The following is a 25,115-nucleotide window of genomic DNA, read 5'->3' as shown; positions in this document are numbered from 1 at the left end:
GGATGCTGCTGAGCCTGCGGGACGCGACCGTCCGATTCGGCGGGCGGGCCGTGCTCGACGCCGTCGGCCTGGACGTCGCCGAGCACGAGATCGTGTGTGTGCTGGGCCCCAGCGGCAGCGGCAAGTCGACGCTGCTGCGCGCGGTCGCCGGCCTCCAGCCGCTGGACGCCGGGCGGGTGCTGCTCGACGGGCGCGACCAGGCCGGGGTGCCCGCGCACAAGCGCGAGGTCGGGCTGATGTTCCAGGACCACCAGCTCTTCCCGCAGCGGGACGTCGCCGGGAACATCGCCTTCGGCCCGCGGATGCGTGGTGCGTCGCGGTCCCGGCAGCAGGAGGACGTACGGGAGCTGCTGGAGCTGGTCGGGCTGCCGGGCGCGGGGCGCCGGTCCGTCGCCGGGCTCTCGGGCGGTGAGCAGCAGCGGGTGGCGCTGGCCCGCGCGCTGGCGCCCCGGCCGCGGCTGCTGATGCTGGACGAGCCGCTCGGCCAGCTCGACCGCTCGCTGCGGGAGCGGCTGGTGGTGGAACTGCGCGAGCTGTTCGGCCTGTTGGGCACCACCGTGCTCGCCGTGACGCACGACCAGTCGGAGGCCTTCGCGCTCGCCGACCGGGTGGTGGTGATGCGGGACGGGCGGATCGCGCAGGAGGGGACACCGCTTCAGGTGTGGCAGCGGCCGGCGGACGCGTTCGTGGCCCGGTTCCTCGGTTTCGACAACGTGGTGGAGGCGACCGTCGCCGGTCAGGCGGCGGCCACGCCCTGGGGCAAGGTGCCGGTCCCCGAGGACGCTCCCCAGGGGGCGCGGACCGTGCTGGTGCGGCCCGCCGGGGTCAGGATCGTCCCCGCCGACGCCGGCCTGCGCTGCACGGTCGCCGCCCGCACCTTCCGCGGCACCCACGTCGCCGTCCACCTCCAGCCCGGGGACGCTCCCCGTCTGGAGGCGGCGTGCGCGCTGCGGGCGGCCCCTGAGGTGGGGGACACGGTCGGGGTGGAGTTCGACGGTGAGGAAATCGTGGTGCTCGGGTGATCGTTCCGCTTCTAGGATGCGGAGCATGACGTCATTGGCACACGAGCGTTTCTGCGACGAAATCACCCAGCAGGTCGAAGAGTTGAGGGAGTTGGTGACCTCCGGCGCCGATCTTTCGGTCACCGTGCCGACCTGCCCCGAATGGTCCCTGGAGGACCTGCTGAGGCACACGGGCGGCGCCCTGCGCTGGGTGGAGCTCCTGGTGCGCACCCGCGCGACCGAGAACATCCCCGACGAGCAGGTGCCGCGGATAGCCGGCCCGGACGTCCGGGGCGACGCCCCCGCGCTGGACGCCTGGCTGGCGGAGTCGGGTGCCGCTCTCGTCACCGCGCTGCGCGAGGCCGGCCCGGACACGCGGGTGTGGACGTGGGCCTGGCGGCAGGACGCCGGGTTCTGGGCACGCCGGATGGCGCAGGAACTCACCGTCCACCGCGCGGACGCCGTGCTCGCCGCCGGCCGACCCTACCGGGTCGCGCCCGACGTGGCCGCCGACGCGATCGACGAGTGGCTGGACATCCTGCGGTTCGTGCAGGGGACCGGCACGGATCCGGAGGCCAACGAGCTGCGCCGGTCCGACGGCAGCATCCATCTGCACGCCACCGACGCCCCCGGGGTGGACGCCGAGTGGCTGATCGAGTTCGGCGAGGACGGCTTCACCTGGCGCCGGGGGCACGAGAAGGCCACCGTCGCGCTCAAGGGCCCGCTCACGGACCTGCTGCTCGCCTTCTACCGCAGGCTGCCGCTGGACGCCCCCGGCCTCGAGGTGCTCGGGGACCGGGACGTGCTGGAGTTCTGGCTGAAGCGGGCGAGCTTCGGCTGAGACGGCGACGGCCCGGCCCCCGGCCAGGGGAACGGGCCACCGTACGGTGCGTCAGCGGTCGCCGTTCGCTCCACGGCGCGCATCCCGGGGAGGACGGCGCCGCCGCCGACGGCGACCAGGGCCGCCGCGAGCCCGGCGATCACGCGGGTGCCGGAGCCGGCCCCGGTCGCGGCGAGGTCGGAGTCACCGGCCGCCCGGTCAGCCCTCGACGGCCGCCGGGTCCATCCAGATGACCTCCCAGGTGTGCCCGTCCAGGTCGTCGAAGGCGCGGCCGTACATGAAGCCGTGGTCCTGGGTCTCGCCGGTGGCCGAACCGCCCGCGGCGATCGCCCTGTCCACCAGCTCGTCGACCTTCTCGCGGCTCTCCGCGCTCAGCCCGATCAGCACCTCGCTGGACTTCGTCGCGTCCACGATCTCCTTCGCCGTGAACTGGGCGTACTTCTCGCGGGTGAGCAGCATGGCGACGATCGTGTCGCTGATCACGACCGAGGCGGCGGTCTCGTCGCTGAACTGGTCGTTGATCGTGTAGCCGAGCTCCGTGAAGAACCTCTTCGAGGCCGCGAGGTCGTCGGTGGCCAGGTTCACGAAGATCATCTGCTGGTACATGGTGCCTCTTCCGTCGGTGCCGTGCTGTGGTCGAGTCGTTCGCGGGGTAGACGGCGGCGGCGCGCGGAAATCATCGGTGGCTCGAAGAATTATTCGGAGGACTTCTCAGCCGGACGGCCGGGCGTCCGTACGGCCCGGCCGCCGTGAGGCGGGTCAGCGGGTCAGCGGCAGCGCCGCCAGGGCCGCCACGAGCAGGGTCAGCGGGCCGAAGACGGCGAGCAGGGCACCGGCCCGCAGGGCGGCCGCGGCGCGCAGCACCGAGGCGGGGGCGCCGAGCCGCAGCAGGGCGGCGGTGGTGTCGGCGCGGGTCTGCCTGGCCTCGACGGCGGCGGTGAGGAGGGTGGCCACCGTGCAGCCGGCGACCAGGAGGAAGCCGAGGACGCCCAACGGGCCGAGAGGCGGCTCGTCGGTGTCGTACAGGGCCGCCGCCGCGTAGGCCGCGGAGGCGACGGCGCAGACGACGCCCAGGGGGCGGCCGATGCGCCCGGCCTCCTCCATGAGGACGCGGCCGGCCAGGAGGCGCAGGGCGCCGGGGCGGACGGCCTGGAGGAGGCGGCCGCAGAGGTGGGTGAGGCCGGGGCCGGCCAGCGCGAGGCCCAGGGCGGTCAGGGTCCAGCCGACGAGGACGCCGGCGGTGGGGAGGCTGTCGGGGCTGGTGGAGCCGCCCGCGTAGGTCTCGATGGCGAGGCCCGCGGCGAGCAGGGCGATGCCCCAGGGGAGGGTGGTGGTGTCGGCCGGCGCCGGGGACGCGGGGCGGGTCCCGCTCGCCGCAGCGTGCGGGGAGCCCGCCTCGCCGGCACCACCGCCCGCGGGCGGAGCGGTCTCGATGGACGCACCGGCGTCGACGCCCGCCGGCCTGGCGACGCCTCCGGTCGTCGCCAGGGCGCCCGCGAGTTCGGGGGCCGGGACGTCGGCGGAGGCGGAGGCAGGGGGCTGGGCGCGGGGGCGGCGGGCCCCGTAGCGGCCGTAGGCGCCGAAGGTCTCGCGGGCCGCGCCCCAGCCGTACGCGCCGAAGCGGCCGAAGCCGCGGACGGCGCCGGCGGGCGCCGTGCGGACCTCGCGGGGACGCAGGGCCAGCGCCACCGCGACGGACGCGGTCGCCGGGACAAGCGTCAGCAGGGTGACGACCGCGGGGAAGGGGAGGGCCGGCCCCGCGGCGAGGGAGTCGGCCGCGGCACCGTCGAAGGGCAGCCCCGTCAGGTCGCCGCGCAGGTGGAGGAAGACCAGCAGGGCGACCAGGGAACCGAGCGCCCCGGACAGGGCCGTGGTCGTCGCCGAGACGGCCATCAGCCGGCCGGGACCGAGGCCGATGGCGGACAGGCCGGACCGGGGCCGGGTGCCCGGGTCGGTACGGGCCACGGCGACGGCGAAGTACACGGTGGCGGCGAGCGGGGCCGCGCACCAGGCCAGGCGCAGGGCGGAGGCGCCGGGCGTGTCCGGGTGGCCCAGCGCGTGACCGAGGGCGCACAGCAGCAGGAAGCCCGTGCCCGCCGAGGCCGCCGCCACCAGCAGGCGGCGGCACTGGACGGCGATGCGGGCGCGGCGGGTCAGACGGAGAGCGAGCACGCCGCCCGGCCTTCCGTAGCGGGGCCCTCGGTGGCCACCGTGGCGTCGGCCACCGGCGGAAGGTGCACGGTCCGCACGCGCCGGCCGTCGAGCAGTGACACCGTGCGGTCCGCGAGCGCGGCGGTCTGCGCGTCGTGCGTGGCGAGGACGACGGTGATGCCGTGGGAGCGGGCCGCCGTGGTCAGCGTGCGCAGCACATGGGCGCGGTCGGCCCGGTGCAGGGGCGCCGTCGGCTCGTCGGCGAAGAGCACCGAGGGCGTGACGGCGAGCGCGCGGGCGATGCAGACCCGCTGCCGTTCGGCCTGCTGGAGTTCGTGCGGACGCCGGCGGGAGGCGCCGCCGACGTCGAGGCGTTCCAGCCACTCCAGGGCGGCCGTCCTGGCCCGGCGCCGGCCGGTGCCGCGCAGCATCAGCGGCAGGGCGGTGTTCTCCCAGACGTTGAGTTCCGGGACGAGCGCGGGGGAGGGGTCGATCCAGCCGAACCGGTCCCGGCGCAGCCGTTCGCGGCTGAGGGCGCCCATGGTGTGCACCGGCACGCTGTTGAACCACACCTCGCCCTCCCGCGGCCGCACCAGCCCGGACAGGCACCGCAGCAGCGTCGTCTTGCCGCTGCCGCGCGGGCCGCTGACGGCGAGGATCTCCCCCTCCCGCACGCCGAGCGAGACGCCCTGCAGCGCGGGAGTGCCGTCGTGGTGCTGGTAGTGCAGGGCGCGGGCCCAGAGCACGTCGTTGTCCGGCGGAGCCTCCATGGGCGTACACCTCGGTTCTGATCCGTGTTTCCCCGTCACGATCCCCCGTCCGGGTGAACGAAGGCGGGGCCGATCGGTCACTCGGCACGGTAGGCAGTCGCCGGGAGGAGGCCGGACAGCACGCGGCCCCGGGCCGCCGTTTCTCACTCGAACGGACGGCGCCGGGGCCGGTGAAGATCATCCGGAAGGATGATCGGGGCGTCGCGGGATCAGAGCTTGGTCCACGCCTCCGTGAGGGTGGCGCGCAGGATCTGCTCGATCTCGTCGAAGGTCTCCTGGTTGGAGATCAGCGGCGGGGCGAGCTGGATGACCGGGTCGCCGCGGTCGTCGGCACGGCAGTACAGGCCGTTGTCGAAGAGCGCCTTGGAGAGGAAGCCGTAGAGGACCCGCTCGGTCTCCTCCTCGTTGAACGACTCCTTGGTGTTCTTGTCCTTGACCAGCTCGATGCCGTAGAAGAAGCCGTTGCCGCGTACGTCGCCGACGATCGGCAGGTCGAGGAGCTTCTCCAGGGTGGCGCGGAACTTGCCCTCGTTGTCGAGGACGTGCTGGTTGAGGCCCTCGCGCTCGAACAGGTCGAGGTTGGCCAGGCCGACCGCGGCGGAGACCGGGTGGCCGCCGAAGGTGTAGCCGTGCAGGAAGGTGTTGTCGCCCTTGTAGAACGGCTCGGCCAGGCGGTCGGAGATGATGCACGCGCCGATCGGGGAGTAGCCCGAGGTCATGCCCTTGGCGCAGGTGATCATGTCCGGGACGTAGCCGAACTTGTCGCAGGCGAAGGTCGTGCCGAGGCGGCCGAAGGCGCAGATGACCTCGTCCGAGACGAGCAGCACGTCGTACTGGTCGCAGATCTCGCGCACGCGCTGGAAGTAGCCGGGCGGGGGCGGGAAGCAGCCGCCGGCGTTCTGCACGGGCTCGAGGAAGACGGCGGCGACCGTCTCCGGGCCCTCGAACAGGATCTGCTGCTCGATCTGGTCGGCGGCCCAGCGGCCGAAGGCCTCGGGGTCGTCGCCGAACAGCGGGGCGCGGTAGATGTTGGTGTTCGGCACCTTGTGCGCGCCGGGGACCAGCGGCTCGAAGGGGGCCTTCAGGCCGGGCAGGCCGGTGATGGACAGGGCGCCCTGCGGGGTGCCGTGGTAGGCGACCGCGCGGGAGATGACCTTGTACTTGGTCGGCTTGCCGGTCAGCTTGAAGTACTGCTTGGCGAGCTTCCAGGCGGTCTCGACCGCCTCGCCGCCGCCGGTGGTGAAGAAGACCTTGTTGAGGTCGCCCGGGGCCTCGTTGGCGAGGCGCTCGGCCAGCTCGACGGCCTTCGGGTGCGCGTAGGACCACACCGGGAAGAAGGCGAGCTCCTGGGCCTGCTTCGAGGCGGTCTCGGCCAGCTCCTGGCGGCCGTGGCCGGCCTGGACGACGAAGAGGCCGGCGAGGCCGTCGAGGTAGCGCCTGCCCTTGTCGTCGTAGATGTGGGTGCCCTCACCGCGGACGATGGTGGGGACGGGGGCGTTCTCGTACGACGACATGCGGGTGAAGTGCATCCACAGGTGGTCGTACGCGGTCCTGCTGAGGTCCTTGGGGCTGTCGGTGCTCACGATTATCGGGTTCCCCACATATAGGTCTGCTTCTTGAGCTTGAGGTAGACGAAGCTCTCGGTGGAGCGCACGCCGGGGACGGCCCGGATGCGCCGGTTGATGACCTCCAGGAGGTGGTCGTCGTCCTCGCAGACGACCTCCACCATCAGATCGAAGGAGCCTGCGGTCATCACCACGTACTCGCACTCGGACATGGCCGCCAGCGCGTCGGCGACGGACTCCACGTCGCCCTCGACGTTGACGCCGACCATCGCCTGCCGGCGGAAGCCCACGGTGAGCGGGTCCGTGACGGCGACGATCTGCATCACGCCCTGGTCGAGCAGCTTCTGGACGCGCTGGCGCACGGCCGCCTCCGACAGGCCGACGGCCTTGCCGATCGCGGCGTACGGCCTGCGGCCGTCCTCCTGGAGCTGTTCGATGATGGCGAGGGAGACGGCGTCCAACTGGGGACCGCCGTTCCTGGACTCGCGGGAGTCCTTCGGGTCTGCGCTTCGACTGGCCACGGCTTCACTCTGCACGACGTATCGATAGTTTTGCAAGGTCGGATCGATGAAATTCGTTGTCTGAGGACGTCAAGCCTGCGGATTTCGCATTGTGGAGGGGAGTGGGGGTGTTGAAAACGTGGGGTCTGCGTCTAGGGTGGTGTCTCAGTGTTCGGACACCCCCGAGGGGTCCCGACCCGAGAGATCCGAAGCAACAGACAGACACCGAACTTGGAGGGCCGGCAGTGAGCACCGAGCTGCGTCGTCTGCGCAACTACATCGACGGTGAGTTCCGGGACGCCGCCGACGGACGGACCACCGAGGTGGTCAACCCCGCGACCGGCGAGGCCTACGCGACCGCCCCCCTGTCCGGGCAGGCGGACGTGGACGCCGCCATGGCGGCCGCCGCCGCGGCCTTCCCGGCCTGGCGCGACACCACCCCGGCCGAGCGGCAGAAGGCCCTGCTCAAGATCGCGGACGCGTTCGAGGAGCGGGCCGAGGAACTGATCGCGGCGGAGGTGGAGAACACGGGCAAGCCCGTCGGGCTCACCCGCTCCGAGGAGATCCCGCCGATGGTCGACCAGATCCGCTTCTTCGCGGGCGCGGCGCGGATGCTCGAGGGCCGCAGCGCCGGCGAGTACATGGAGGGCCTGACCTCCATGATTCGCCGCGAGCCGATCGGCGTCTGCGCGCAGGTCGCGCCGTGGAACTACCCGATGATGATGGCCGTGTGGAAGTTCGCTCCGGCGCTCGCCGCGGGCAACACGGTCGTCCTGAAGCCGTCCGACACCACCCCCGCCTCCACGGTCCTGATCGCCGACATCATCGGCTCGGTCCTGCCCAAGGGCGTCTTCAACGTCATCTGCGGCGACCGCGACACCGGCCGCCTCATGGTCGAGCACCCGACCCCGGCGATGGCCTCCATCACCGGCTCCGTACGGGCCGGCATGTCCGTCGCCGAGTCGGCCTCCAAGGACCTCAAGCGGGTCCACCTGGAGCTGGGCGGCAAGGCCCCGGTCGTGGTCTTCGAGGACACCGACATCCCCAAGGCCGTCGAGGACATCTCCGTAGCGGGCTTCTTCAACGCCGGCCAGGACTGCACCGCCGCCACGCGCGTGCTCGTGCACGAGTCGATCCACGACGAGTTCGTGAGCGCGCTGGCGAAGGCCGCCGCCGAGACGAAGACCGGTCAGCCGGACGACGAGGACGTGCTCTTCGGCCCGCTCAACAACCCCAACCAGCTCAAGCAGGTCGCCGGGTTCATCGAGCGCCTGCCCGCCCACGCCAAGGTCGAGGCCGGCGGCCACCAGGTCGGCGACAAGGGCTACTTCTACGCCCCGACCGTCGTCTCGGGCCTCAAGCAGGACGACGAGATCATCCAGAACGAGGTCTTCGGCCCGGTCATCACCGTCCAGTCCTTCCGCGACGAGGACCAGGCCGTTCAGTGGGCCAACGGCGTCGAGTACGCGCTGGCCTCCTCGGTGTGGACCAAGGACCACGGCCGTGCCATGCGGATGTCGAAGAAGCTCGACTTCGGCTGCGTGTGGATCAACACCCACATCCCGCTGGTCGCCGAGATGCCGCACGGCGGCTTCAAGAAGTCCGGCTACGGCAAGGACCTGTCGGGCTACGGCTTCGAGGACTACACGCGGATCAAGCACGTGATGACGTCGCTGGACGTGTGACGGACGGTCTCCGTCGCGTTCACGCGTCCACGTGTGCGAGGGGCGGGGAACGGCGCGCCGCCACGGGTCTGCCCGTGACGGCCGCGCGGTTCCCCGCCCCTTTCGCGTGCGTCCGCCCACCGTGGTCGACAGGGTGTCGCTGTTGACCGGTTCCGCTCGACGGGGCGTCAATTGTGAGCCCCTCGCCGGGGGCGGCATGCTGCGGCCATGCCGCTGACTTCGAGGACATCCCCCGTTTCCCGCCGGAAGCTGCTGCGCGCCCTGGGCGCGGGCGCCGCTCTCGGAGGGCTCGCCGGGTGCGGGGTGCCGGCCGCGTACGTGGCGCCCGGCGACCGGGCGGCGGCCGACCGGTCCGCCCGGGACAAGCGGCTCGCCTGGGCGAACTGGCCGCTCTACATCGACACCGACGACGAGCACCCGAACCGGCGGCCCACACTGGATGCCTTCGAGAAGCGGACGGGCATCTCCGTCGCGTACGTCGAGGAGATCAACGACAACGACGAGTTCTTCGGCAAGATCAGCCCGTCCCTGATGAACCACCAGCCCACCGACCGGGATCTGATCGTCATCAGCGACTGGATGTGCGGCCGGTTCGTGCGGCTCGGCTGGGTGCAGGAGATGGACCGCTCCCGCCAGCCGAACGTCACCGAGTACCTGGATCCGCTGCTGCGTCGGCCCGCCTTCGACCCGGGCCGACGGTTCACCGTGCCCTGGCAGTCCGGGATCACCGGCATCGCCTACAACCGCCGCAGGCTCGGCCGGGAGATCCGCCACGTCTCCGAGCTGTGGTCCGACGACCTCAAGGGCCGCGTGACCCTGCTGTCCGGCATGGACGAGGCCTTCGCGCTGCTGATGCAGGGCAACGGCGTGGACATCACCGACTGGACGGCCGACGACTTCCACACCGTCTGCGACCAGGTGGAGAAGCAGGTGGACCGGGGCCAGATCCGCCGCTTCACCGGCAACGACTACATCAAGGACCTCACCAGCGGGGACGTCCTGGCCTGCCAGGCCTACTCCGGTGACGTGATCCAGCTCCAGGCGGACGACCCGGACATCGAGTTCGTCGTCCCCGAGGAGGGCGCCGAACTGTGGGCGGAGTCCCTGATGATCCCCAACCTGGCCGCGCACAAGGCCAACGCGGAGCGGCTGATCGACCACTACTACCAGCCGGAGGTCGTCGCCGAACTGGCCGCCTGGGTCAACTACGTCTGCCCCGTCCCCGCCGCGCGGGACGTGCTCGCCTCCTCCGGCGACGAGGAGACCGCGGCACTCGCCGAGGACCCGCTGATCTTCCCCGACGCGTCGATGCGCGAACGGCTGGCGATCGCACGGGACATCGCGGCGGGGGAGCGCGCGGAGTTCGCCAAGCGGTGGAACGCCATCGTGGGCGTGTAGCACACTGACCGCCGTGGACAATTCGTCACGCGATGAAGAGGTCGCCGGTGCGGTGACCCTCGGACTGCTGGCCGCCTGGGCGCTGCACGACGCCGAGGAACTGGCGGCCGTGCCCGGCTGGTGGCGGCGCAACCTGCCCGCGCTGCGCGAGCGGTACCCGGCCGTGCCGGAGGCGGTGTGGCGGCGGGCCGGGTCGGTCGGTCCGAGGGAGTTCGCCGCCGCCGTCGGGGCGATGGCCGTGATCGTGGCCTCCGCGTCCGCCGCGGGCCGGGTGACCGGCGGCCGCTCCGCCGCGTACCAGACCGCGCTCAACGCCTTCGGGCTGCACGGCCTGGTCCACCTCGCGCAGGCGGGGCTCGTCCGCGGCTACACCCCCGGCTCCGCCACCTCGCCCCTGCTCGTGGTCCCGTTCACCCTCTGGGCCCGCCACCGCCTGCGCCGCGCCGGCGTCCTGCGCCCCACGCGCCCGCGGGACCTTGCCCTCGGGCTGGGCCTGGCGGGCGCGGCGACGGCCGCCTCGCACGCGGTGGCGCGGCGGCTCGTCGGGACCGGCTGAGCGAGGCCGCGGGGATCGACGGCCCTGCGCGCGAAGGACGGTGACCGCCGACACCCTGCGCGCGAAGGACGGCGACCGTCGACACCCTGTGCGCCCCGCGCGCCGGACCGCCGCCCGAGGGCTGGGCACCGGGTCCGGTGACTCACCTGCCCGCCAGGGGAGTCGAGCGCCTCCTCGGGATCACTCCGGGGGAGTCCGGCGGTGGCCGGCGCGCAGGGCGCACAGGGTGTCGACGCGGTTGGTCGTGATCGAGTCGACACCCAGGGCGAGCAGGCGGCGCATGGAACGCCGGGTGTCCGGCGTCCACACCGACAGCAGATGGCCGTCACCGTGCACGCGCTCGGCCAGCGCCCGGTCCACCAGCCCGAACCGGTAGTTGAGCCAGCGTGGCCGGAGCGCCGCCAGCAGCGCGGGCCGGGGCGGCGCGGCCGTGGACCAGGTCAGCGCGATCTCGGCGGCCGGGTCGGCGGCGCGCACGGTGAGCATGGTGGCCGCGCCCGCGCAGTAGTACACGCGGTCGTCCGCCCCGCACTCGCGCACCGTGTCCACGATCCGGCGGACCGCCGCCTCCCCGGGGCCGCCCGGCAGGTCGAGCATCACGCGGCTGCCGTCGGACGCCGCCAGCGCCTGCGCGAGCGTCGGCACGCGGCCCTGCGTCAACTCGCCCACCTCGCGCGCCGTCAGCGAGCGCAGCGGCCGGTCCCGTTCCCACAGCCGCTTCAGCGTCTCGTCGTGCAGGAGCACCGGCACGCCGTCCCGGGTGAGGCGTACGTCGACCTCGACCGCGTCCGCGCCACGGGCCAGGGCGGAGCGCAGCGAGTCGAGCGTGTTCTCCCGGAAGCGGTACGGATCGCCGCGGTGGGCCACGGCGGTCACCCCGTGCACGTCGGCGGGCATCAGGAGGCGAGCCACGAGGACGTGTACGTGTCGATCTCGTCCCGCAGCCGCGCCTTGCCGGACGCGTCGAGGAAGGACGCCTCGACCCCGTTCTTCGCCAGCTCGGCGAGGCCCCGTTCGTCGAGGCCGAGGAGCCGGGCGGCGACCGCGTACTCGTTGTTGAGGTCGGTGCCGAACATCGGCGGGTCGTCGGAGTTGATGGTCACGAGGACCCCGGCCCGCGTGAACTCCTTGATCGGGTGCTCGTCCAGGGTGCGGACCGCACGGGTGGCGATGTTCGAGGTCGGGCACACCTCCAGCGGGATCCGGTGCTCGGCGAGGTGCGCCAGCAGCTCGGGGTCCTGCGCGGAGCTGGTGCCGTGCCCGATGCGTTCGGCGCGCAGGTCGGTGAGCGCGTCCCACACCGTCCCCGGGCCGGTCGTCTCGCCGGCGTGCGGCACCGAGCGCAGCCCGGCGGCCAGCGCCCGGTCGAAGTACGGCTTGAACTGCGGCCGGGGGACGCCGATCTCGGGTCCGCCGAGACCGAAGGAGATCAGCCCCTCCGGACGCACCCGGTCGTCCGTGGCGAGCCGCGTCGTCTCCTCGGCGGCCTCCAGACCGGCCTCGCCGGGAATGTCGAAGCACCAGCGCAGCACGGTCCCGAAGTCGGCCTCGGCCGCCTTGCGGGCGTCCTCGATCGCGTCCATGAAGGCGTTCTCGTCGATGCCGCGCCGGGTGGAGGAGAACGGGGTGACGGTCAGCTCGGCGTAGCGCACCTGCTGGCGGGCCATGTCCCGCGCCACCTCGTACGTCAGCAGCCGTACGTCCTCCGGGGTGCGGATCAGGTCGACGACGGACAGGTACACCTCGATGAAGTGCGCGAAGTCCGTGAAGACGAAGTAGTCGGCCAGGGCCTCGGGGTCGGTGGGGACCTTGGAGTCGGGGTGGCGCGCGGCCAGCTCCGAGACGATGCGCGGGGAGGCGGATCCGACGTGGTGGACGTGCAGTTCGGCCTTGGGCAGTCCGGCGATGAAGGCGTGCAGATCGCGCGGGACGTCGGGGTCGACGAGGTGCTCGGTCAAGGGGTTCCCTCCCCAAACGGCGCCCCCCGCGGCCGCCGGGGCGGCGCCGGGGCGCGGGTGATCGGCTGATCGGTGAGTCGGGATCATCGTAGGCCGGGGCCGGGCTGTACGGGGGAGGGCCGTAGCATGACGGGACGTCCGCACAGAGGGGATCCCGCGCATGTCCGACGACGCGAAGCCGGCGCGAGCCGACGCGCACGCGCCGGAAGCCGCGGGCACCGGCCCCGCGTCCCGGCCGGCACCCCACGACACCACCGGGGCCGGCGGCACCTGGGCGACTCCGGGAGGCGGGCCGCACGACGGTCCCTCCGACGCGGTCCCCGGCACGGTGGGGCTCGGCAAGCCGGACGCCGCGGGCGGGCGGACGCCGGCCGCGCGGGGCGACGATCCGTGGGCGCCGCCGGCGGACGGTGCCGCGCCCGCGTCCGGCGGCGGTCCGGGAGGGACCCTCGCGTCGAACGAGCCGTCCCCGTGGGCCGCCCCGTCCGTCCACGACCAGCACACGGTCACGTCGATGCCGGCCATGGGCGCCCCGGCCCCGCCGTGGACGACCGGGCCCGCGCCCGCGGTATCGCCCGCGCCCGTGAGCGGCGGGGCCGACCCCTTCGCGCCCCCGGCCCCCGTGAGCGGTGCGGGCGACCCCTTCGCGCCGCCCCACGCCGGCCAGGAACAGGCGGTGCCCCCGCCGCCCATAGCCCCCGACGGCCCGGGGCAGGTCCCCTACGGCTATCCCGGCCAGGCCGGTTACCCCGCACCTCCGTCGCAGGGCTACTACGGCTGGCCCGGTGCGGCGCCGATGCCGAGCAACGGACTGGGCACGGCCGGACTCGTGCTCGGCATCGTCTCGGCCGCCGTCTTCTGCCTGTGGCCGCTCGCCATCGTCCTGGGCGTCCTGGGCGTCGTGTTCGGCGCCGTCGGCCGCGCCAAGGCCACCCGCGGCGAGGCCACCAACCCGGGCCAGGCCCTGGCCGGCGTCATCTGCGGAATCGCCGGCATCGTGCTGGGCGTGGGCTTCGGGCTGCTGGTGCTCCTCACCTGAAGCGTGTCGTCCGGATCGGGCCGCGGGACATCGGCTGTGTCTCGGTCGCGGCGGTGAGTCCTCCGCCTGCCCGGCGGACCGGCGGCAAAGGCCGCGGCGCCGCTACGCCCCCGCCTCGCTGCGCCCCCGCAGCTCCTCCCGCGCGGCCATCAACGCGAAGCCCAGCAGGTTCTCCCCGCGCCACCGCTCCGGATCCCCGGCCGCCGCGTCGTCCGCCGCGAGGCCGATGCCCCACACGCGGTCCACGGGGCTGGCCTCCACCAGGACCCGCTCGCCCGTGTTCAGCAGGAACGCGCGCAGCGCGGGGTCCGAGGCGAACTTGTGGACGCTGCCCTCGACGACGATGCGGAACCGCTCCCGTGCCCACACCGCCTCGTCGAAACCGCGCACCAGCCGGCCCGCCTTCTTCGCCTCGGCGGGATGCTCCGCGGCCAGCGCCCGGCGCTCCGCCTCCGCGTCCCCGAAGAGCCGTGCCTTGCCCGCCATCATCCAGTGCTCCGCGGTCGCGTACTCCACGCCGTCCACGGCGAAGGGCGACGGCCACCACTGACTCAGGCAGCCCGGACCGATCCGGCCGTCCGGCAGCGGCCGGTGCCCCCAGAAGAAGAGGTACTTGATCCTCGCGTCCGCCCGCATCCGTCCGAGCAGCTCCTGCCTGTCGCCGATGGTCCCGGCCCCCGTGTTCCTCTCCATGCACGCGAGTCTGGCACGCGCCACGGACACTCCGTCCGTCCTTTTCCGTGGCCACTCGACACCTGGTCGACAGATTCCGTCGCGTAACCAAATGGCAACAACGGAATCACTTGTTGGGCGTCTGGTGCTCTGCCAGGATCGGCACTCACATCGAGCCTGAGCCACGCCGGCCCCGTCATGGGGACTCCCGTCACGGGCCTGTCACGGGCACATCGAGGAGAGCCGACATGCACAACCCGGGCAACGCCACCCCGGAACGATTCCCGGCCCAGCAGCGTTTCGCGGACGGCGCGCAGTACATCGCGGGCCGCCTCACGAAGGGCACCTCCGGACGCACCCACACGGTCGTCGACCCCGCGACCGGTGAGGACGTCCTCACCTACGAACTGGCCGGTGCCGACGACGTCGACGCGGCCGTCGCCGCCGCGCGGGCGGCGTTCCCCGGCTGGGCCGGCGCCACCCCGGGCGAGCGCTCCGACGCCCTGCACCGCTTCGCCGCCGTGCTCGCCGACCGCGCCGAGGACTTCGCCCGCGCCGAGTCCCTCCAGTGCGGCAAGCCCCTGAAGCTGACCCGCGAGTTCGACGTCCCGGGCACGGTCGACAACGCGGCCTTCTTCGCCGGCGCCGCCCGCCATCTGCAGGGCCAGTCGGCGGGGGAGTACTCCGGCGACCACACCTCGTACGTGCGTCGCGAGCCGATCGGCGTCGTCGGTTCCATCGCGCCCTGGAACTACCCGCTCCAGATGGCCGCCTGGAAGATCCTCCCGGCGATCGCCGCGGGCAACACCATCGTGCTCAAGCCCGCCGAGATCACCCCGCTGACCTCGCTGATGTTCGCGCAGGCCGCCACCGAGGCCGGCATCCCGGACGGCGTGATCAACATCGTGAGCGGCACCGGACGGGAAGCCGGCGAGCACCTCGTCGCCCACCCCGACGTGGCGATGACCTCCTTCACCGGCTCGACCGCCGTCGGCAAGCGCGTCGCCGAGGTCGCCACCGCCACCGTCAAGCGCATCCACCTGGAACTCGGCGGCAAGGCCCCCTTCCTCGTCTTCGACGACGCCGACCTCGACGCCGCCGTCAACGGCGCGGTCGCGGGCGCGCTCATCAACACCGGCCAGGACTGCACGGCCGCCACGCGCGCCTACGTGCAGCGGCCCCTGTACGAGGCGTTCGTCGAGAAGACCGCCGCCCTCATGGACACCGTCCGCGTCGGCGACCCCTTCGCCCCGGACACCGACCTCGGTCCGCTGGTCAGCCACGTGCAGCGGGACCGCGTCGCCGGCTTCGTCGACCGGGCGCGCTCCTACGCGCGCGTGGTGACCGGCGGACAGACACCGCAGGGCGACCTCGCGGACGGCGCCTACTACCGGCCCACGCTCATCGCCGACGCGGCGCAGGACAGCGAGGCCGTCCAGTCCGAGATCTTCGGGCCGGTGCTGGTCGTGCTGCCCTTCGACACCGACGACGAGGGCATCCGGCTGGCCAACGACACGCCGTACGGGCTCGCGGCCTCCGCGTGGAGCCGGGACGTGTACCGGGCGAACCGCGCCACCCGCGAGATCAAGGCGGGCTGCGTGTGGGTCAACGACCACATCCCGATCATCAGCGAGATGCCGCACGGCGGATACAAGGCGTCCGGCTTCGGCAAGGACATGTCCGCCTACTCCTTCGAGGAGTACACACAGGTCAAGCATGTGATGTTCGACAACACCGCGGTGGTCCGCAAGGACTGGCACCGCACTGTCTTCGGGGACCGTTAGCCATCACCTCAAGGCCGCCGACCACGGCCGACCCACCCGAAAGGGCAACCACGCGCATGGAGCAGTACGAGCCCGACCGCCTCTCCCCGGCCCAAGTGGCCGCCATGCGGCGCAGTCTGACCAACGGCAGGGCCGCGCTCACCCGCCGGTCGCTGCTGCGCGCCTCCGCGACCGGCGCGCTCACGCTCGGCGGACTCGGCACGCTGAGCGCCTGCGGCATCCCCGCGGCCGGCAAGACCGAGGGCGGCGTCTCCTCGGAGGACCGGTCGGCGAAGGAGCGGAAGGTCGTCTTCTCCAACTGGACCGAGTACATGGACGTCGACGAGAGCGGGCGGCGGCACCCGACGCTGGAGGCGTTCACCGAGCGGACCGGCATCCGGGTCACGTACACGGAGGACATCAACGACAACAGCGAGTTCTTCGGCAAGATCCAGCCGCAGCTCGCCGCGGGCCAGGACCCCGGGCGCGACATCATCGTGCTCACCGACTGGCTGGCCGCCCGGCTGATCCGCCTCGGCTGGGTCCAGAAGCTGGACCCGGCCAACCTGCCGCACGCCTTCACCAACCTCTCGCCCCAGTTCCGCAACCCCGACTGGGACCCGGGCCGCGCCTACTCGTACCCCTGGCAGGGCATCTCGACCGTCATCGCCTACAACAAGAAGGCGCTGGACGGCATCGAGGTGAAGTCGGTCTCCGACCTGCTCGACAACCCGAAGCTGAAGGGCCGCGTCGGCTTCCTCACCGAGATGCGCGACAGCATCGGCATGATGCTGCTCGACATGGGCAAGGACCCCGCCCGCTTCACCGACGACGACTACGACGCGGCCGTCGCCCGCCTCCAGAAGGGCGTCGACAGCGGCCAGATCCGCCGCTTCACCGGCAACGACTACACGTCCGACCTCACCAAGGGCGACTTCGCGGCCTGTCTGGCCTGGGCCGGTGACGTGGTCCAGCTCAAGGCGGACAGCCCCGACGTCGACTTCGTCATCCCGGACAGCGGCTACCTCACGTCCAGCGACAACATGCTGATCCCCAACAGGGCCCGGCACAAGACGAACGCCGAACGGCTCATCGACTACTACTACGAGCCCGGCCCGGCCGCGGAACTCGCCGCCTACATCAACTTCGTCTGTCCCGTCGACGGGGTGAAGGACGAACTGGCGAAGATCGACGAGGACGCGGCGAACAATCCGCTGATCATTCCCGACAAGGCCATGCAGGCCAAGTCCCATGCCTTCCGCTCCCTGAGCGCGAAGGAAGAGACGGCCTACGAAGAGAAGTTCGCGAAGCTCACTGGGGCGTGACGACGATGAAGACCACGACAGACGCGACGGACCGCGGCGGCGACGTCCGCCTGACCGGCATCAGCAAGACCTACGGCTCCTTCACCGCCGTGCACCCGCTCGACCTGACCGTGCCCCAGGGATCCTTCTTCGCCCTGCTCGGCGCCTCCGGCTGCGGCAAGACGACCACCCTGCGCATGATCGCCGGACTGGAGGAGCCCAGCACCGGCACCGTCCACCTCGGCGACCAGGACGTCACCGCGCTCCCGCCGTACAAACGGCCGGTGAACACGGTCTTCCAGTCCTACGCCCTCTTCCCGCACCTCGACATCTTCGAGAACGTCGCCTTCGGCCTGCGCCGGCGCGGCATCAAGTCCGTGAAGAAACAGGTCGAGGAGATGCTCGACCTGGTCCAGCTCGGCGAGCAGGCCCGCAAGAAACCGCACCAGCTCTCCGGCGGCCAGCAGCAGCGCGTCGCCGTCGCCCGCGCCCTGATCAACCACCCCAAGGTGCTGCTCCTGGACGAACCGCTCGGCGCCCTCGACCTCAAGCTGCGCCGCCAGATGCAGCTCGAGCTCAAGCGCATCCAGACCGAGGTCGGCATCACCTTCGTGCACGTCACGCACGACCAGGAGGAGGCCATGACGATGGCCGACCAGGTCGCCGTGATGAACGCGGGCCGCGTCGAGCAGCTCGGCGCCCCCGCCGACCTGTACGAGAACCCGCGGACCACCTTCGTCGCCAACTTCCTCGGCACCTCCAACCTCATCGAGGCCGAGGTCGTCTCGACGCGAGGGGACGACATCGTGGTCAAGGCGGCCGGCGACAAGCTGGTCCTGCCCGGTGCCCGGTGTTCGGCGCCGACCGGGACGGGCGGCAAGGTCCTGGTCGGCGTGCGCCCGGAGAAGATAGGCCTGACCCACGCGGACGAGGCCGCCTCCGTCCCCGAGGGCCGCAACCGCATCACCGGGAAGATCGTCAACACCAGCTTCATCGGCGTCTCCACGCAGTACGTGGTCGACTGCCCGGCCTGCCCGGAGTTCGAGGTCTACGCCCAGAACATCGACCGCGACTCCCGCCTGGTGCCCGGCGCCGACGTCGTCCTGCACTGGCGGCCGGAGCACACCTTCGGCCTGGACGCCGCACAGGACATCGACGCGGGCCTGGCCGAGGAGGAGGCGGCCTGATGTCGACGCTCACCGAGGCACCGCCCCCGCTCGCCCCGGCCGCGGAAGGGAAGAAGCCCCCGCGCCGGCGCGGCCGGCTCACGCCGTACTGGCTGCTGCTGCCCGGCATCCTGTGGCTGATCGTCTTCTTCGCCGCGCCCATGGTCTACCAGGCCTCCACGTCCGTGCAGACGGGCTCCCTGGAGGAGGGCTACAAGGTCACCTGGCACTTCGCCACCTATTGGGACGCGCTGTCCGAGTACTGGCCGCAGTTCCTGCGCTCGGTCGCGTACGCGGCCTCCGCCACCGTGCTGTGCCTGCTGCTCGGCTACCCGCTCGCCTATCTGATCGCCTTCCGGGCGGGCCGCTGGCGCAACCTGATCATGATCCTGGTGATCGCGCCGTTCTTCACCAGCTTCCTGATCCGCACCCTGGCCTGGAAGACGATCCTCGCGGACGGCGGCCCGGTCGTCGACGTCCTGAACACGCTGCACGTCCTCGACGTCACGAGCTGGCTCGGCTGGACGTCCGGCGACCGCGTGCTGGCCACACCGCTCGCGGTCGTGTGCGGTCTGACGTACAACTTCCTGCCGTTCATGATCCTGCCGCTGTACACCTCGCTGGAGCGCATCGACGGACGGCTGCACGAGGCGGCGGGGGACCTGTACGCGAAGCCGTCCACCGTCTTCCGCAAGGTCACCTTCCCGCTGTCGATGCCCGGAGTCGTCTCCGGAACCCTGCTCACCTTCATCCCGGCCACCGGCGACTACGTCAACGCCTCCCTGCTCGGCTCGGCCGACACCGGAATGATCGGCAATGTGATCCAGTCCCAGTTCCTGCGGGTGCTGGACTACCCGACGGCCGCGGCGCTCTCCTTCATCCTGATGGCCGCGATTCTCGCCATGGTCACCGTCTACATCCGCAAGTCCGGCACGGAGGATCTGGTTTAAATGGCCTTCGTCAACTGGTTCAAGCGCAATCTGGTCGTCACCGCCGGACTGCTGACGCTCGCTTATCTCCTGCTGCCGAACGTCATTGTCACGGTCTTCTCCTTCAACAAGCCCAACGGGCGTTTCAATTACTCCTGGCAGCGGTTCTCCACGGACGCCTGGAAGGACCCGTGCGGGGTCGCCGGGCTGTGCGGCTCCCTGTCGCTCAGCCTCCAGATCGCCCTGTGGGCGACGCTGGGCGCGACCGCCCTCGGTACCGCGATCGCCTTCGCGCTGGTCCGCTACCGCTTCCGGGCCCGCGGCGCGATCAACTCGCTGATCTTCCTGCCGATGGCGATGCCCGAGGTCGTGATGGCCGCCTCGCTGCTCACACTGTTCCTCAACATGGGCGCCCAGCTCGGCTTCTGGACGATCCTGATCGCCCACATCATGTTCTGCCTCAGCTTCGTCGTCACGGCCGTCAAGGCCCGGGTCATGTCGATGGACCCGCGCCTGGAGCAGGCGGCGCAGGACCTGTACGCCGGCCCCTTCCAGACCTTCGTACGCGTCACGCTGCCGATCGCCGCACCCGGTATCGCGGCCGGCGCGCTGCTCGCCTTCGCGCTGTCCTTCGACGACTTCATCATCACCAATTTCAACGCGGGTTCCACCGTCACGTTCCCCATGTTCGTCTGGGGCTCGGCACAGCGCGGAACGCCCGTCCAGATCAACGTCATCGGTACGGCCATGTTCATCGTCGCCGTACTGTTCGTCCTGGCCTCCATGGCCGTCGGCAACCGCCGAAGCCGCCGCAAGGCATAAACACATCAGTGCATTCGTAGGGAGTTGAAATCATGGCCCCTAGCGCCATGAGCCGCAGCAACCACTGGACGAAATCCCTCTCCGACGCCCAGCCCGTCGCGTACTGGCTGGACGACCCCGGCCGTCCCCGTCCCGAGCCCGCCCTCACCGGCGCCGAGACCTGCGACCTGCTCGTCGTCGGCGGCGGCTACAGCGGGCTGTGGACCGCGCTGATCGCCAAGGAGCGCGACCCCGGCCGGGACGTGGTGCTGCTGGAGGGCCGCGAGGTGGGCTGGGCCGCCTCCGGCCGCAACGGCGGGTTCTGCGCCGCCTCCCTCACGCACGGCCTGTCCAACGGCCTCTCCCGCTGGCCCGGCGAGATCCACAAGCTGGAGGAGCTGGGCGTCCGCAACCTCGACGCCATCGAGGAGGCGGTCGCCCGGTACTCCCTCGACTGCGACTTCGAGCGCACCGGCGAGATCGACGTCGCCACCGAGCCGTACCAGGCCCGCGAACTGAAGGACTGGTACGCGAAGATCCGGGCCGAGGGCCTCGCCGACGGCATCGACTACCTGGACGCCGAGGCCGTGCGGGAACAGGTCGACTCGCCGACCTTCCGAGCCGGCCTCCACGACCGCCGGGGCGTGGCCATGGTCAACCCCGCCAGGCTCGCCTGGGGCCTCAAGCGGGCCTGCCTCGACCTCGGCGTCCGCATCCACGAGAACACCCCCGCGCTCACCCTGCGGCCGTACGGCGCCGGCATGGCCGTACGCACCCCCTACGGCGGGGTCCGCGCCCGCACCGTCGCGCTCGGCACCAACATCTTCCCGAGCCTGGTCAAGCGGGTGCGCTCCTACACCGTCCCGGTCTACGACTACGCCCTGATGACCGAGCCGCTCACCGACGCGCAGCTCGCCTCGATCGGCTGGAAGAACCGGCAGGGCCTCGGCGACAGCGCCAACCAGTTCCACTACTTCCGGCTCTCCGGCGACAACCGGATCCTGTGGGGCGGCTACGACGCGATCTACCCCTACGGCGGCCGGGTCCGCGCCGAGTACGACGACCGCCCCGAGACCTACGCCAAGCTCGCCGGGCACTTCTTCACCTGCTTCCCGCAGTTGGAGGGCGTCCGCTTCACCCACGCCTGGGGCGGCGCCATCGACACCTGCTCCCGCTTCTCGGCGTTCTTCGGCACCGCGCACCGGGGCAGGGTCGCCTACGCGGCCGGCTACACCGGACTCGGCGTCGGCGCCACCCGGTTCGGCGCCGAGGTGATGCTCGACCTGCTGGCGGGGGAGCGCACCGAGCGCACGGAACTGGAGATGGTGCGCAAGAAGCCGCTGCCGTTCCCGCCCGAGCCCTTCGCCTGGACCGGCATCGCGCTCACCAAGTGGTCGCTGGCCCGCGCCGACGAGCACGACGGCCGGCGCAACCTCTGGCTGCGCACGATGGACCGGCTGGGTCTGGGCTTCGACAGCTAGGACCTGCCGCCCGGATCGCGCCCGCGGACAGGCCCTGGCCGCGGGCGCGGACGGCCCGTTCACCCGAACGAGGTACGTCAACACGCGTAATGCCACCCCGGGACCTCCCTCTCCACCGTGACGCACTTCCGCGTCCACGAACGAGAGGGAGGTCCCCGCATGTCTGGTGCGAAGTCGGCGGTCGCGTGGCTGGCGTCCGCCGCGCCCGATCCCGAGTCCTGCCGGAGGGAGTGGGAGCGCAGCCCCCACGGGGTCGTGCTGCTGCCCGCGGGCAGGTCCTGGGACGTGCTCTTCCTGCCGAGCAGGCTCGGCCGCCCGACCCTGGACGTGCTCTGCCGCGTCCTGGACCGGCCCGGCCCGGTGCTCGGCGGGTTCGGTGACGCACCCGCGGGCTTCCTCGTGCCGCCGGGCACCGCGACCCGCTGGCTGGGCACCGGGATCCGCACGGCCGGGCGCGGCACCTGGATAGTCGTGCCGCATCCGGGATGCTCCTCGGCCCGTTCGATCCGCTGGCTGATCCCGCCCGACGGCTCCGGCACCCTGACCGATCCGGTGCTCCTCGAACTGGCGATGCACGAGGCGGCGGCCCGTCTGGCGGGACGGGAGGACGAGCGGTGAGCCGCGCGAGGGGTTGACAACCGAATTGGTCTGGACCAAGTTGGGCGCGCTCCACCCTCCCCATCTCCCCCCTGTCCGGAGGCACTTGTGGAACGCTCCAGACCTCTCGGCCGTCACCGCCTCGTCACGCTGCTCACCGCCGCGGCTCTCGCCGCGTCCGGCACGACCGCGCTCTCGTCGGCCGCCCGTGCGGCCGACGCCGACCTCGTGCGCAACGGCGGCTTCGAGTCCGGCCTCGACGGCTGGACGTGCACGGCGGGCACGACCGTGGCCTCGCCCGTGCACGGCGGCACCGCCGCCCTGAAGGCCACCCCGGCCGGCGCCGACAACGCCCGCTGCGCGCAGACGGTGACCGTGAGGCCCGACTCCGCCTACACACTGACGGGCCACGTCCGCGGCACGTACGTCCACCTCGGCGCGAGCGGCACCGGCACCACCGACGTCTCCACGTGGGCCCAGTCCGCCCCCGACTGGCAGCGCCTGACGACCACGTTCCGCACCGGCCCGTCCACGACCGAGGTCACGATCTACACCCACGGCTGGTACGGCACCGGCGCGTACCACGCCGACGACGTCTCCCTCACCGGCCCGGGCGGGGAGACGGGACAGCCGCCCGCGCCGCCCACCGGGCTCACCGCCGGCACGGTCACCTCCTCCAGCGTCGCCCTGTCCTGGTCACCGGTCCCGGGCGCGACGGGCTACGCCGTCTACCGCGACGGCACCAAGGTCAGCACCGTCACTGGCACCTCGGCCACCGTGACCGGCCTGACCCCCTCCACGGCGTACGCCTTCCAGGTCGCCGCCGTCAACGACACGGGCGAGTCCGCGCGGTCCGCGACGGTCACGGCCACCACCGCCCCCGGCTCGGACGGCGGCGGCTCCGGCCTCCCGGCCCACGCCCTGGTCGGCTACCTCCACGCGAGCTTCGCCAACGGCTCCGGCTACACGCGCATGGCCGACGTGCCCGACTCCTGGGACGTCATCGACCTGGCCTTCGGCGAGCCCACCTCGGTCACCTCCGGCGACATCCGCTTCGAGCGCTGCCCGGTCACCGAGTGCCCGAACGTGGAGAGCGACGCCGAGTTCAAGGCGGCGATCAAGGCCAAGCAGGCGGCCGGCAAGAAGGTGCTCATCTCCATCGGCGGCCAGAACGGCCAGGTGCAACTGACCACGACCGCGGCCCGCGACACCTTCGTCTCGTCCGTCTCGAAGATCATCGACGAGTACGGGCTCGACGGCCTCGACATCGACTTCGAGGGCCACTCGCTGTCCCTGAACGCCGACGACACCGACTTCAAGAACCCGAAGACCCCGGTGATCGTCAACCTGATCTCCGCCCTGAAGACCCTGAAGGCCAAGTACGGCGACGACTTCGTGCTGACCATGGCCCCGGAGACCTTCTTCGTCCAGAACGGCTACCAGTTCTACGGCACCGGCAAGTGGGGCGGCCAGGACCCGCGCTGCGGCGCCTACCTCCCGGTCATCCACGCCCTGCGCGACGACCTGACGCTGCTGCACGTCCAGGACTACAACTCCGGCCCGATCATGGGCCTGGACAACCAGTACCACTCCATGGGAGGCGCCGACTTCCACATCGCCATGACCGACATGCTGCTCACCGGCTTCCCGGTCGCGGGCGACAAGAACAACGTCTTCCCGCCGCTGCGCCCCGACCAGGTGGCGATCGGCATGCCGGCCTCCACCAACGCGGGCAACGGCCATGTCTCCCCGGCCGAGGTCACCAAGACCCTCGACTGCCTCACCAAGAAGACCGACTGCGGCTCGTACGCCACCCACGGCACCTGGCCGGGCCTGCGCGGCCTGATGACCTGGTCGATCAACTGGGACAGGTACGCGAACTGGGAGTTCCAGAAGACCTTCGACGCGTACTTCGGCTGAGCGGCAGCCAGACCCCCGCCAGCAGCACCGCACCCAGGCACCAACTGGCCGCGACGTCCAGCGGCCAGTGGTAGCCGCGACGCACCAGCCCGTACGAGGCGCCGAGGACCAGGACCGCACAGAGCGCCAGCAGTCCCCGGCGCACGGCCGGCGAGCGCAGCAGCGGAAGGAGCAGCAGCGCCGCCGCGCCGTACGCGACGACCGCGGTGGCGGTGTGGCCGGACGGGTAGTAGCCGACGGCGGGCGGAACGGCCGGGGTGCCGGGGCGGTCGGTCCACTCCTTCAGGGGGACGACCAGCGCCGGCACCAGCACCATCGCCGCGGCCCCGGCGAGGGGCGGCAGCCACCACCGGTCCACGCCCCCGGCCCGCCCGTGCCACGCGGCGTACGCCAGCGCGAGGACGAGGACGGGCACGGCCACCTGGACATTGCCGAGATCGGCCAGCACCTCGGAGAAACGGTCCGGCCGGACGAGCGCGCGGCTCACCCGCTCGTCCACGCCCACCAGCGGACCGTCGGCGACGACCTGCCAGGTGATCAGGGCGAAGAGGACGACGGGCACGGCGAGCAGCCCGAGCGGGCCGCGGAGCGGGCGGGGTGAGGAGACCGGCATGACCCCAGCCTGACAGGCTCCCGCCCGCGTACGGAGCGCGGGACGGACTGCAGCGTGCGCCCGCACCCGGCGGAACCGGAGCCGGCCGGTCCCGGGAGGCGCGCTGCCGCGGCCGGCCGTCCGGACACATCGAAGGGCCGGCACAAGGGGGGGAGTGTGCCGGCCCTTCGGTGAACCGCCGTCCCGGGTGCCGGGGCGGCCGTCCTGACCGGAACGCCGCGCGCCCCGGGGGGTGTGGGGCGGGCGACCGTCCGATCGGTGAGGAGACCCGGGACCCGTGGGTCCCGGCTGTGTGCGCGAGGCACGACCAGGTCGAAGCTGGGGAGGCTCCGGCCTGAGGTCCACCCGCAGTTCCCTGCGGGCGGGGTGTATCTCTCATCTGCGTAGAACCTACGGCAGGGGAAG

Annotated in this window: 24 protein-coding genes; 14 read left to right on the top strand and 10 right to left on the bottom strand. The window is 72.1% G+C overall.

Features of this window, described 5'->3' with window-relative positions:
- Window positions 1-2 precede the first annotated feature (2 nt).
- Window positions 3-1,022 carry an ABC transporter ATP-binding protein gene (locus ACH499_RS20135; protein WP_356200819.1) on the top strand — a complete coding sequence of 340 codons (1,020 nt, stop codon included), beginning with the start codon at window positions 3-5 and terminating at the stop codon, window positions 1,020-1,022.
- Window positions 1,023-1,047: 25 nt separating this feature from the next.
- Window positions 1,048-1,842 carry a maleylpyruvate isomerase family mycothiol-dependent enzyme gene (locus tag ACH499_RS20130; protein ID WP_399017315.1) on the top strand — a complete coding sequence of 265 codons (795 nt, stop codon included), beginning with the start codon at window positions 1,048-1,050 and terminating at the stop codon, window positions 1,840-1,842.
- Here ACH499_RS20130 and ACH499_RS20125 read toward each other — a convergent pair.
- From ACH499_RS20125 to ACH499_RS20100, 6 genes are all read right to left on the bottom strand, one after another.
- Window positions 1,749-1,985: a hypothetical protein gene (locus tag ACH499_RS20125; protein WP_399017314.1), complete on the bottom strand. Its 237-nt coding sequence runs from the start codon at window positions 1,983-1,985 to the stop codon at window positions 1,749-1,751. The two genes, ACH499_RS20130 and ACH499_RS20125, sit on opposite strands and share 94 nt — an antisense overlap.
- Window positions 1,986-2,040: 55 nt before the next feature.
- Window positions 2,041-2,448 carry a VOC family protein gene (locus tag ACH499_RS20120; RefSeq protein ID WP_356200822.1) on the bottom strand — a complete coding sequence of 136 codons (408 nt, stop codon included), beginning with the start codon at window positions 2,446-2,448 and terminating at the stop codon, window positions 2,041-2,043.
- A gap of 153 nt (window positions 2,449-2,601) precedes the next feature.
- The gene (locus tag ACH499_RS20115) at window positions 2,602-4,014 is read right to left on the bottom strand and encodes a hypothetical protein (protein ID WP_399017312.1); all 1,413 of its coding nucleotides are present in this window, start codon (window positions 4,012-4,014) and stop codon (window positions 2,602-2,604) included.
- Window positions 3,996-4,763: an ATP-binding cassette domain-containing protein gene (locus tag ACH499_RS20110; protein ID WP_356200826.1), complete on the bottom strand. Its 768-nt coding sequence runs from the start codon at window positions 4,761-4,763 to the stop codon at window positions 3,996-3,998. The genes ACH499_RS20115 and ACH499_RS20110 overlap by 19 nt, the downstream gene beginning before the upstream one ends.
- 209 nt (window positions 4,764-4,972) lie before the next feature.
- The gene (locus ACH499_RS20105) at window positions 4,973-6,346 is read right to left on the bottom strand and encodes an aspartate aminotransferase family protein (RefSeq protein WP_356200828.1); all 1,374 of its coding nucleotides are present in this window, start codon (window positions 6,344-6,346) and stop codon (window positions 4,973-4,975) included.
- A gap of 2 nt (window positions 6,347-6,348) precedes the next feature.
- Entirely contained in the window at window positions 6,349-6,864 is a 516-nt protein-coding gene (locus tag ACH499_RS20100; protein WP_356200830.1) for an Lrp/AsnC family transcriptional regulator, read from the bottom strand.
- A 209-nt stretch (window positions 6,865-7,073) separates the two neighbouring features.
- Between ACH499_RS20100 and ACH499_RS20095 the strand changes: the two genes are divergently transcribed.
- The 3 genes from ACH499_RS20095 (at window position 7,074) to ACH499_RS20085 (ending at window position 10,467) form a co-directional block, all read left to right on the top strand.
- Complete coding sequence (locus ACH499_RS20095; protein ID WP_356200832.1) at window positions 7,074-8,513, top strand: gamma-aminobutyraldehyde dehydrogenase; 1,440 nt, start codon at window positions 7,074-7,076, stop codon at window positions 8,511-8,513.
- A gap of 207 nt (window positions 8,514-8,720) precedes the next feature.
- Entirely contained in the window at window positions 8,721-9,911 is a 1,191-nt protein-coding gene (locus ACH499_RS20090) for a spermidine/putrescine ABC transporter substrate-binding protein (RefSeq protein ID WP_399017309.1), read from the top strand.
- A gap of 13 nt (window positions 9,912-9,924) precedes the next feature.
- Complete coding sequence (locus ACH499_RS20085; RefSeq protein WP_356200835.1) at window positions 9,925-10,467, top strand: HXXEE domain-containing protein; 543 nt, start codon at window positions 9,925-9,927, stop codon at window positions 10,465-10,467.
- A 180-nt stretch (window positions 10,468-10,647) separates the two neighbouring features.
- On the opposite strand, the gene ACH499_RS20080 is transcribed toward ACH499_RS20085, so the two are convergent.
- The gene (locus ACH499_RS20080; RefSeq protein ID WP_356200948.1) at window positions 10,648-11,364 is read right to left on the bottom strand and encodes a glycerophosphodiester phosphodiesterase; all 717 of its coding nucleotides are present in this window, start codon (window positions 11,362-11,364) and stop codon (window positions 10,648-10,650) included.
- On the bottom strand, window positions 11,364-12,425 hold the full coding sequence (locus ACH499_RS20075; RefSeq protein ID WP_399017306.1) for an adenosine deaminase: 1,062 nt from the start codon (window positions 12,423-12,425) through the stop codon (window positions 11,364-11,366). Before ACH499_RS20075 ends, ACH499_RS20080 begins: the two co-directional genes overlap by 1 nt.
- Window positions 12,426-12,585: 160 nt before the next feature.
- Here ACH499_RS20075 and ACH499_RS20070 point away from each other — a divergent pair, with 160 nt between their 5' ends.
- Window positions 12,586-13,464, top strand: coding sequence for a DUF4190 domain-containing protein (locus tag ACH499_RS20070; protein WP_399017304.1), 879 nt, complete (start codon window positions 12,586-12,588; stop codon window positions 13,462-13,464).
- Window positions 13,465-13,566: 102 nt separating this feature from the next.
- On the opposite strand, the gene ACH499_RS20065 is transcribed toward ACH499_RS20070, so the two are convergent.
- Complete coding sequence (locus ACH499_RS20065; protein ID WP_356200840.1) at window positions 13,567-14,157, bottom strand: NADAR family protein; 591 nt, start codon at window positions 14,155-14,157, stop codon at window positions 13,567-13,569.
- Window positions 14,158-14,384: 227 nt separating this feature from the next.
- Here ACH499_RS20065 and ACH499_RS20060 point away from each other — a divergent pair, with 227 nt between their 5' ends.
- The 8 genes from ACH499_RS20060 (at window position 14,385) to ACH499_RS20025 (ending at window position 24,097) form a co-directional block, all read left to right on the top strand.
- Window positions 14,385-15,920, top strand: a complete 1,536-nt coding sequence (locus ACH499_RS20060) for a gamma-aminobutyraldehyde dehydrogenase (RefSeq protein WP_399017302.1) — start codon at window positions 14,385-14,387, stop codon at window positions 15,918-15,920.
- A gap of 56 nt (window positions 15,921-15,976) precedes the next feature.
- Window positions 15,977-17,224 (top strand): PotD/PotF family extracellular solute-binding protein, encoded by a 1,248-nt coding sequence (locus ACH499_RS20055; protein ID WP_399017300.1) that lies wholly within the window; start codon window positions 15,977-15,979, stop codon window positions 17,222-17,224.
- A 5-nt stretch (window positions 17,225-17,229) separates the two neighbouring features.
- Window positions 17,230-18,390 carry an ABC transporter ATP-binding protein gene (locus ACH499_RS20050; RefSeq protein WP_356200846.1) on the top strand — a complete coding sequence of 387 codons (1,161 nt, stop codon included), beginning with the start codon at window positions 17,230-17,232 and terminating at the stop codon, window positions 18,388-18,390.
- Window positions 18,390-19,319, top strand: coding sequence for an ABC transporter permease (locus ACH499_RS20045; RefSeq protein WP_356200848.1), 930 nt, complete (start codon window positions 18,390-18,392; stop codon window positions 19,317-19,319). The genes ACH499_RS20050 and ACH499_RS20045 overlap by 1 nt, the downstream gene beginning before the upstream one ends.
- Entirely contained in the window at window positions 19,320-20,120 is an 801-nt protein-coding gene (locus ACH499_RS20040; protein WP_399017298.1) for an ABC transporter permease, read from the top strand.
- Window positions 20,121-20,152: 32 nt separating this feature from the next.
- Entirely contained in the window at window positions 20,153-21,580 is a 1,428-nt protein-coding gene (locus ACH499_RS20035) for an NAD(P)/FAD-dependent oxidoreductase (protein ID WP_399017296.1), read from the top strand.
- A 159-nt stretch (window positions 21,581-21,739) separates the two neighbouring features.
- On the top strand, window positions 21,740-22,198 hold the full coding sequence (locus ACH499_RS20030; protein ID WP_399017294.1) for a hypothetical protein: 459 nt from the start codon (window positions 21,740-21,742) through the stop codon (window positions 22,196-22,198).
- Between the two features lie 87 nt (window positions 22,199-22,285).
- Complete coding sequence (locus ACH499_RS20025) at window positions 22,286-24,097, top strand: chitinase (protein ID WP_399017292.1); 1,812 nt, start codon at window positions 22,286-22,288, stop codon at window positions 24,095-24,097.
- On the opposite strand, the gene ACH499_RS20020 is transcribed toward ACH499_RS20025, so the two are convergent.
- Window positions 24,036-24,710 (bottom strand): phosphatase PAP2 family protein, encoded by a 675-nt coding sequence (locus ACH499_RS20020; protein WP_399017290.1) that lies wholly within the window; start codon window positions 24,708-24,710, stop codon window positions 24,036-24,038. The two genes, ACH499_RS20025 and ACH499_RS20020, sit on opposite strands and share 62 nt — an antisense overlap.
- Window positions 24,711-25,115: the final 405 nt, after the last annotated feature.

It is taken from the genome of Streptomyces sp. NPDC018947 (genome assembly GCF_044390505.1).
GTDB lineage: Bacteria > Actinomycetota > Actinomycetes > Streptomycetales > Streptomycetaceae > Streptomyces.
This window is presented reverse-complemented; position numbering and strand designations above follow the sequence as displayed.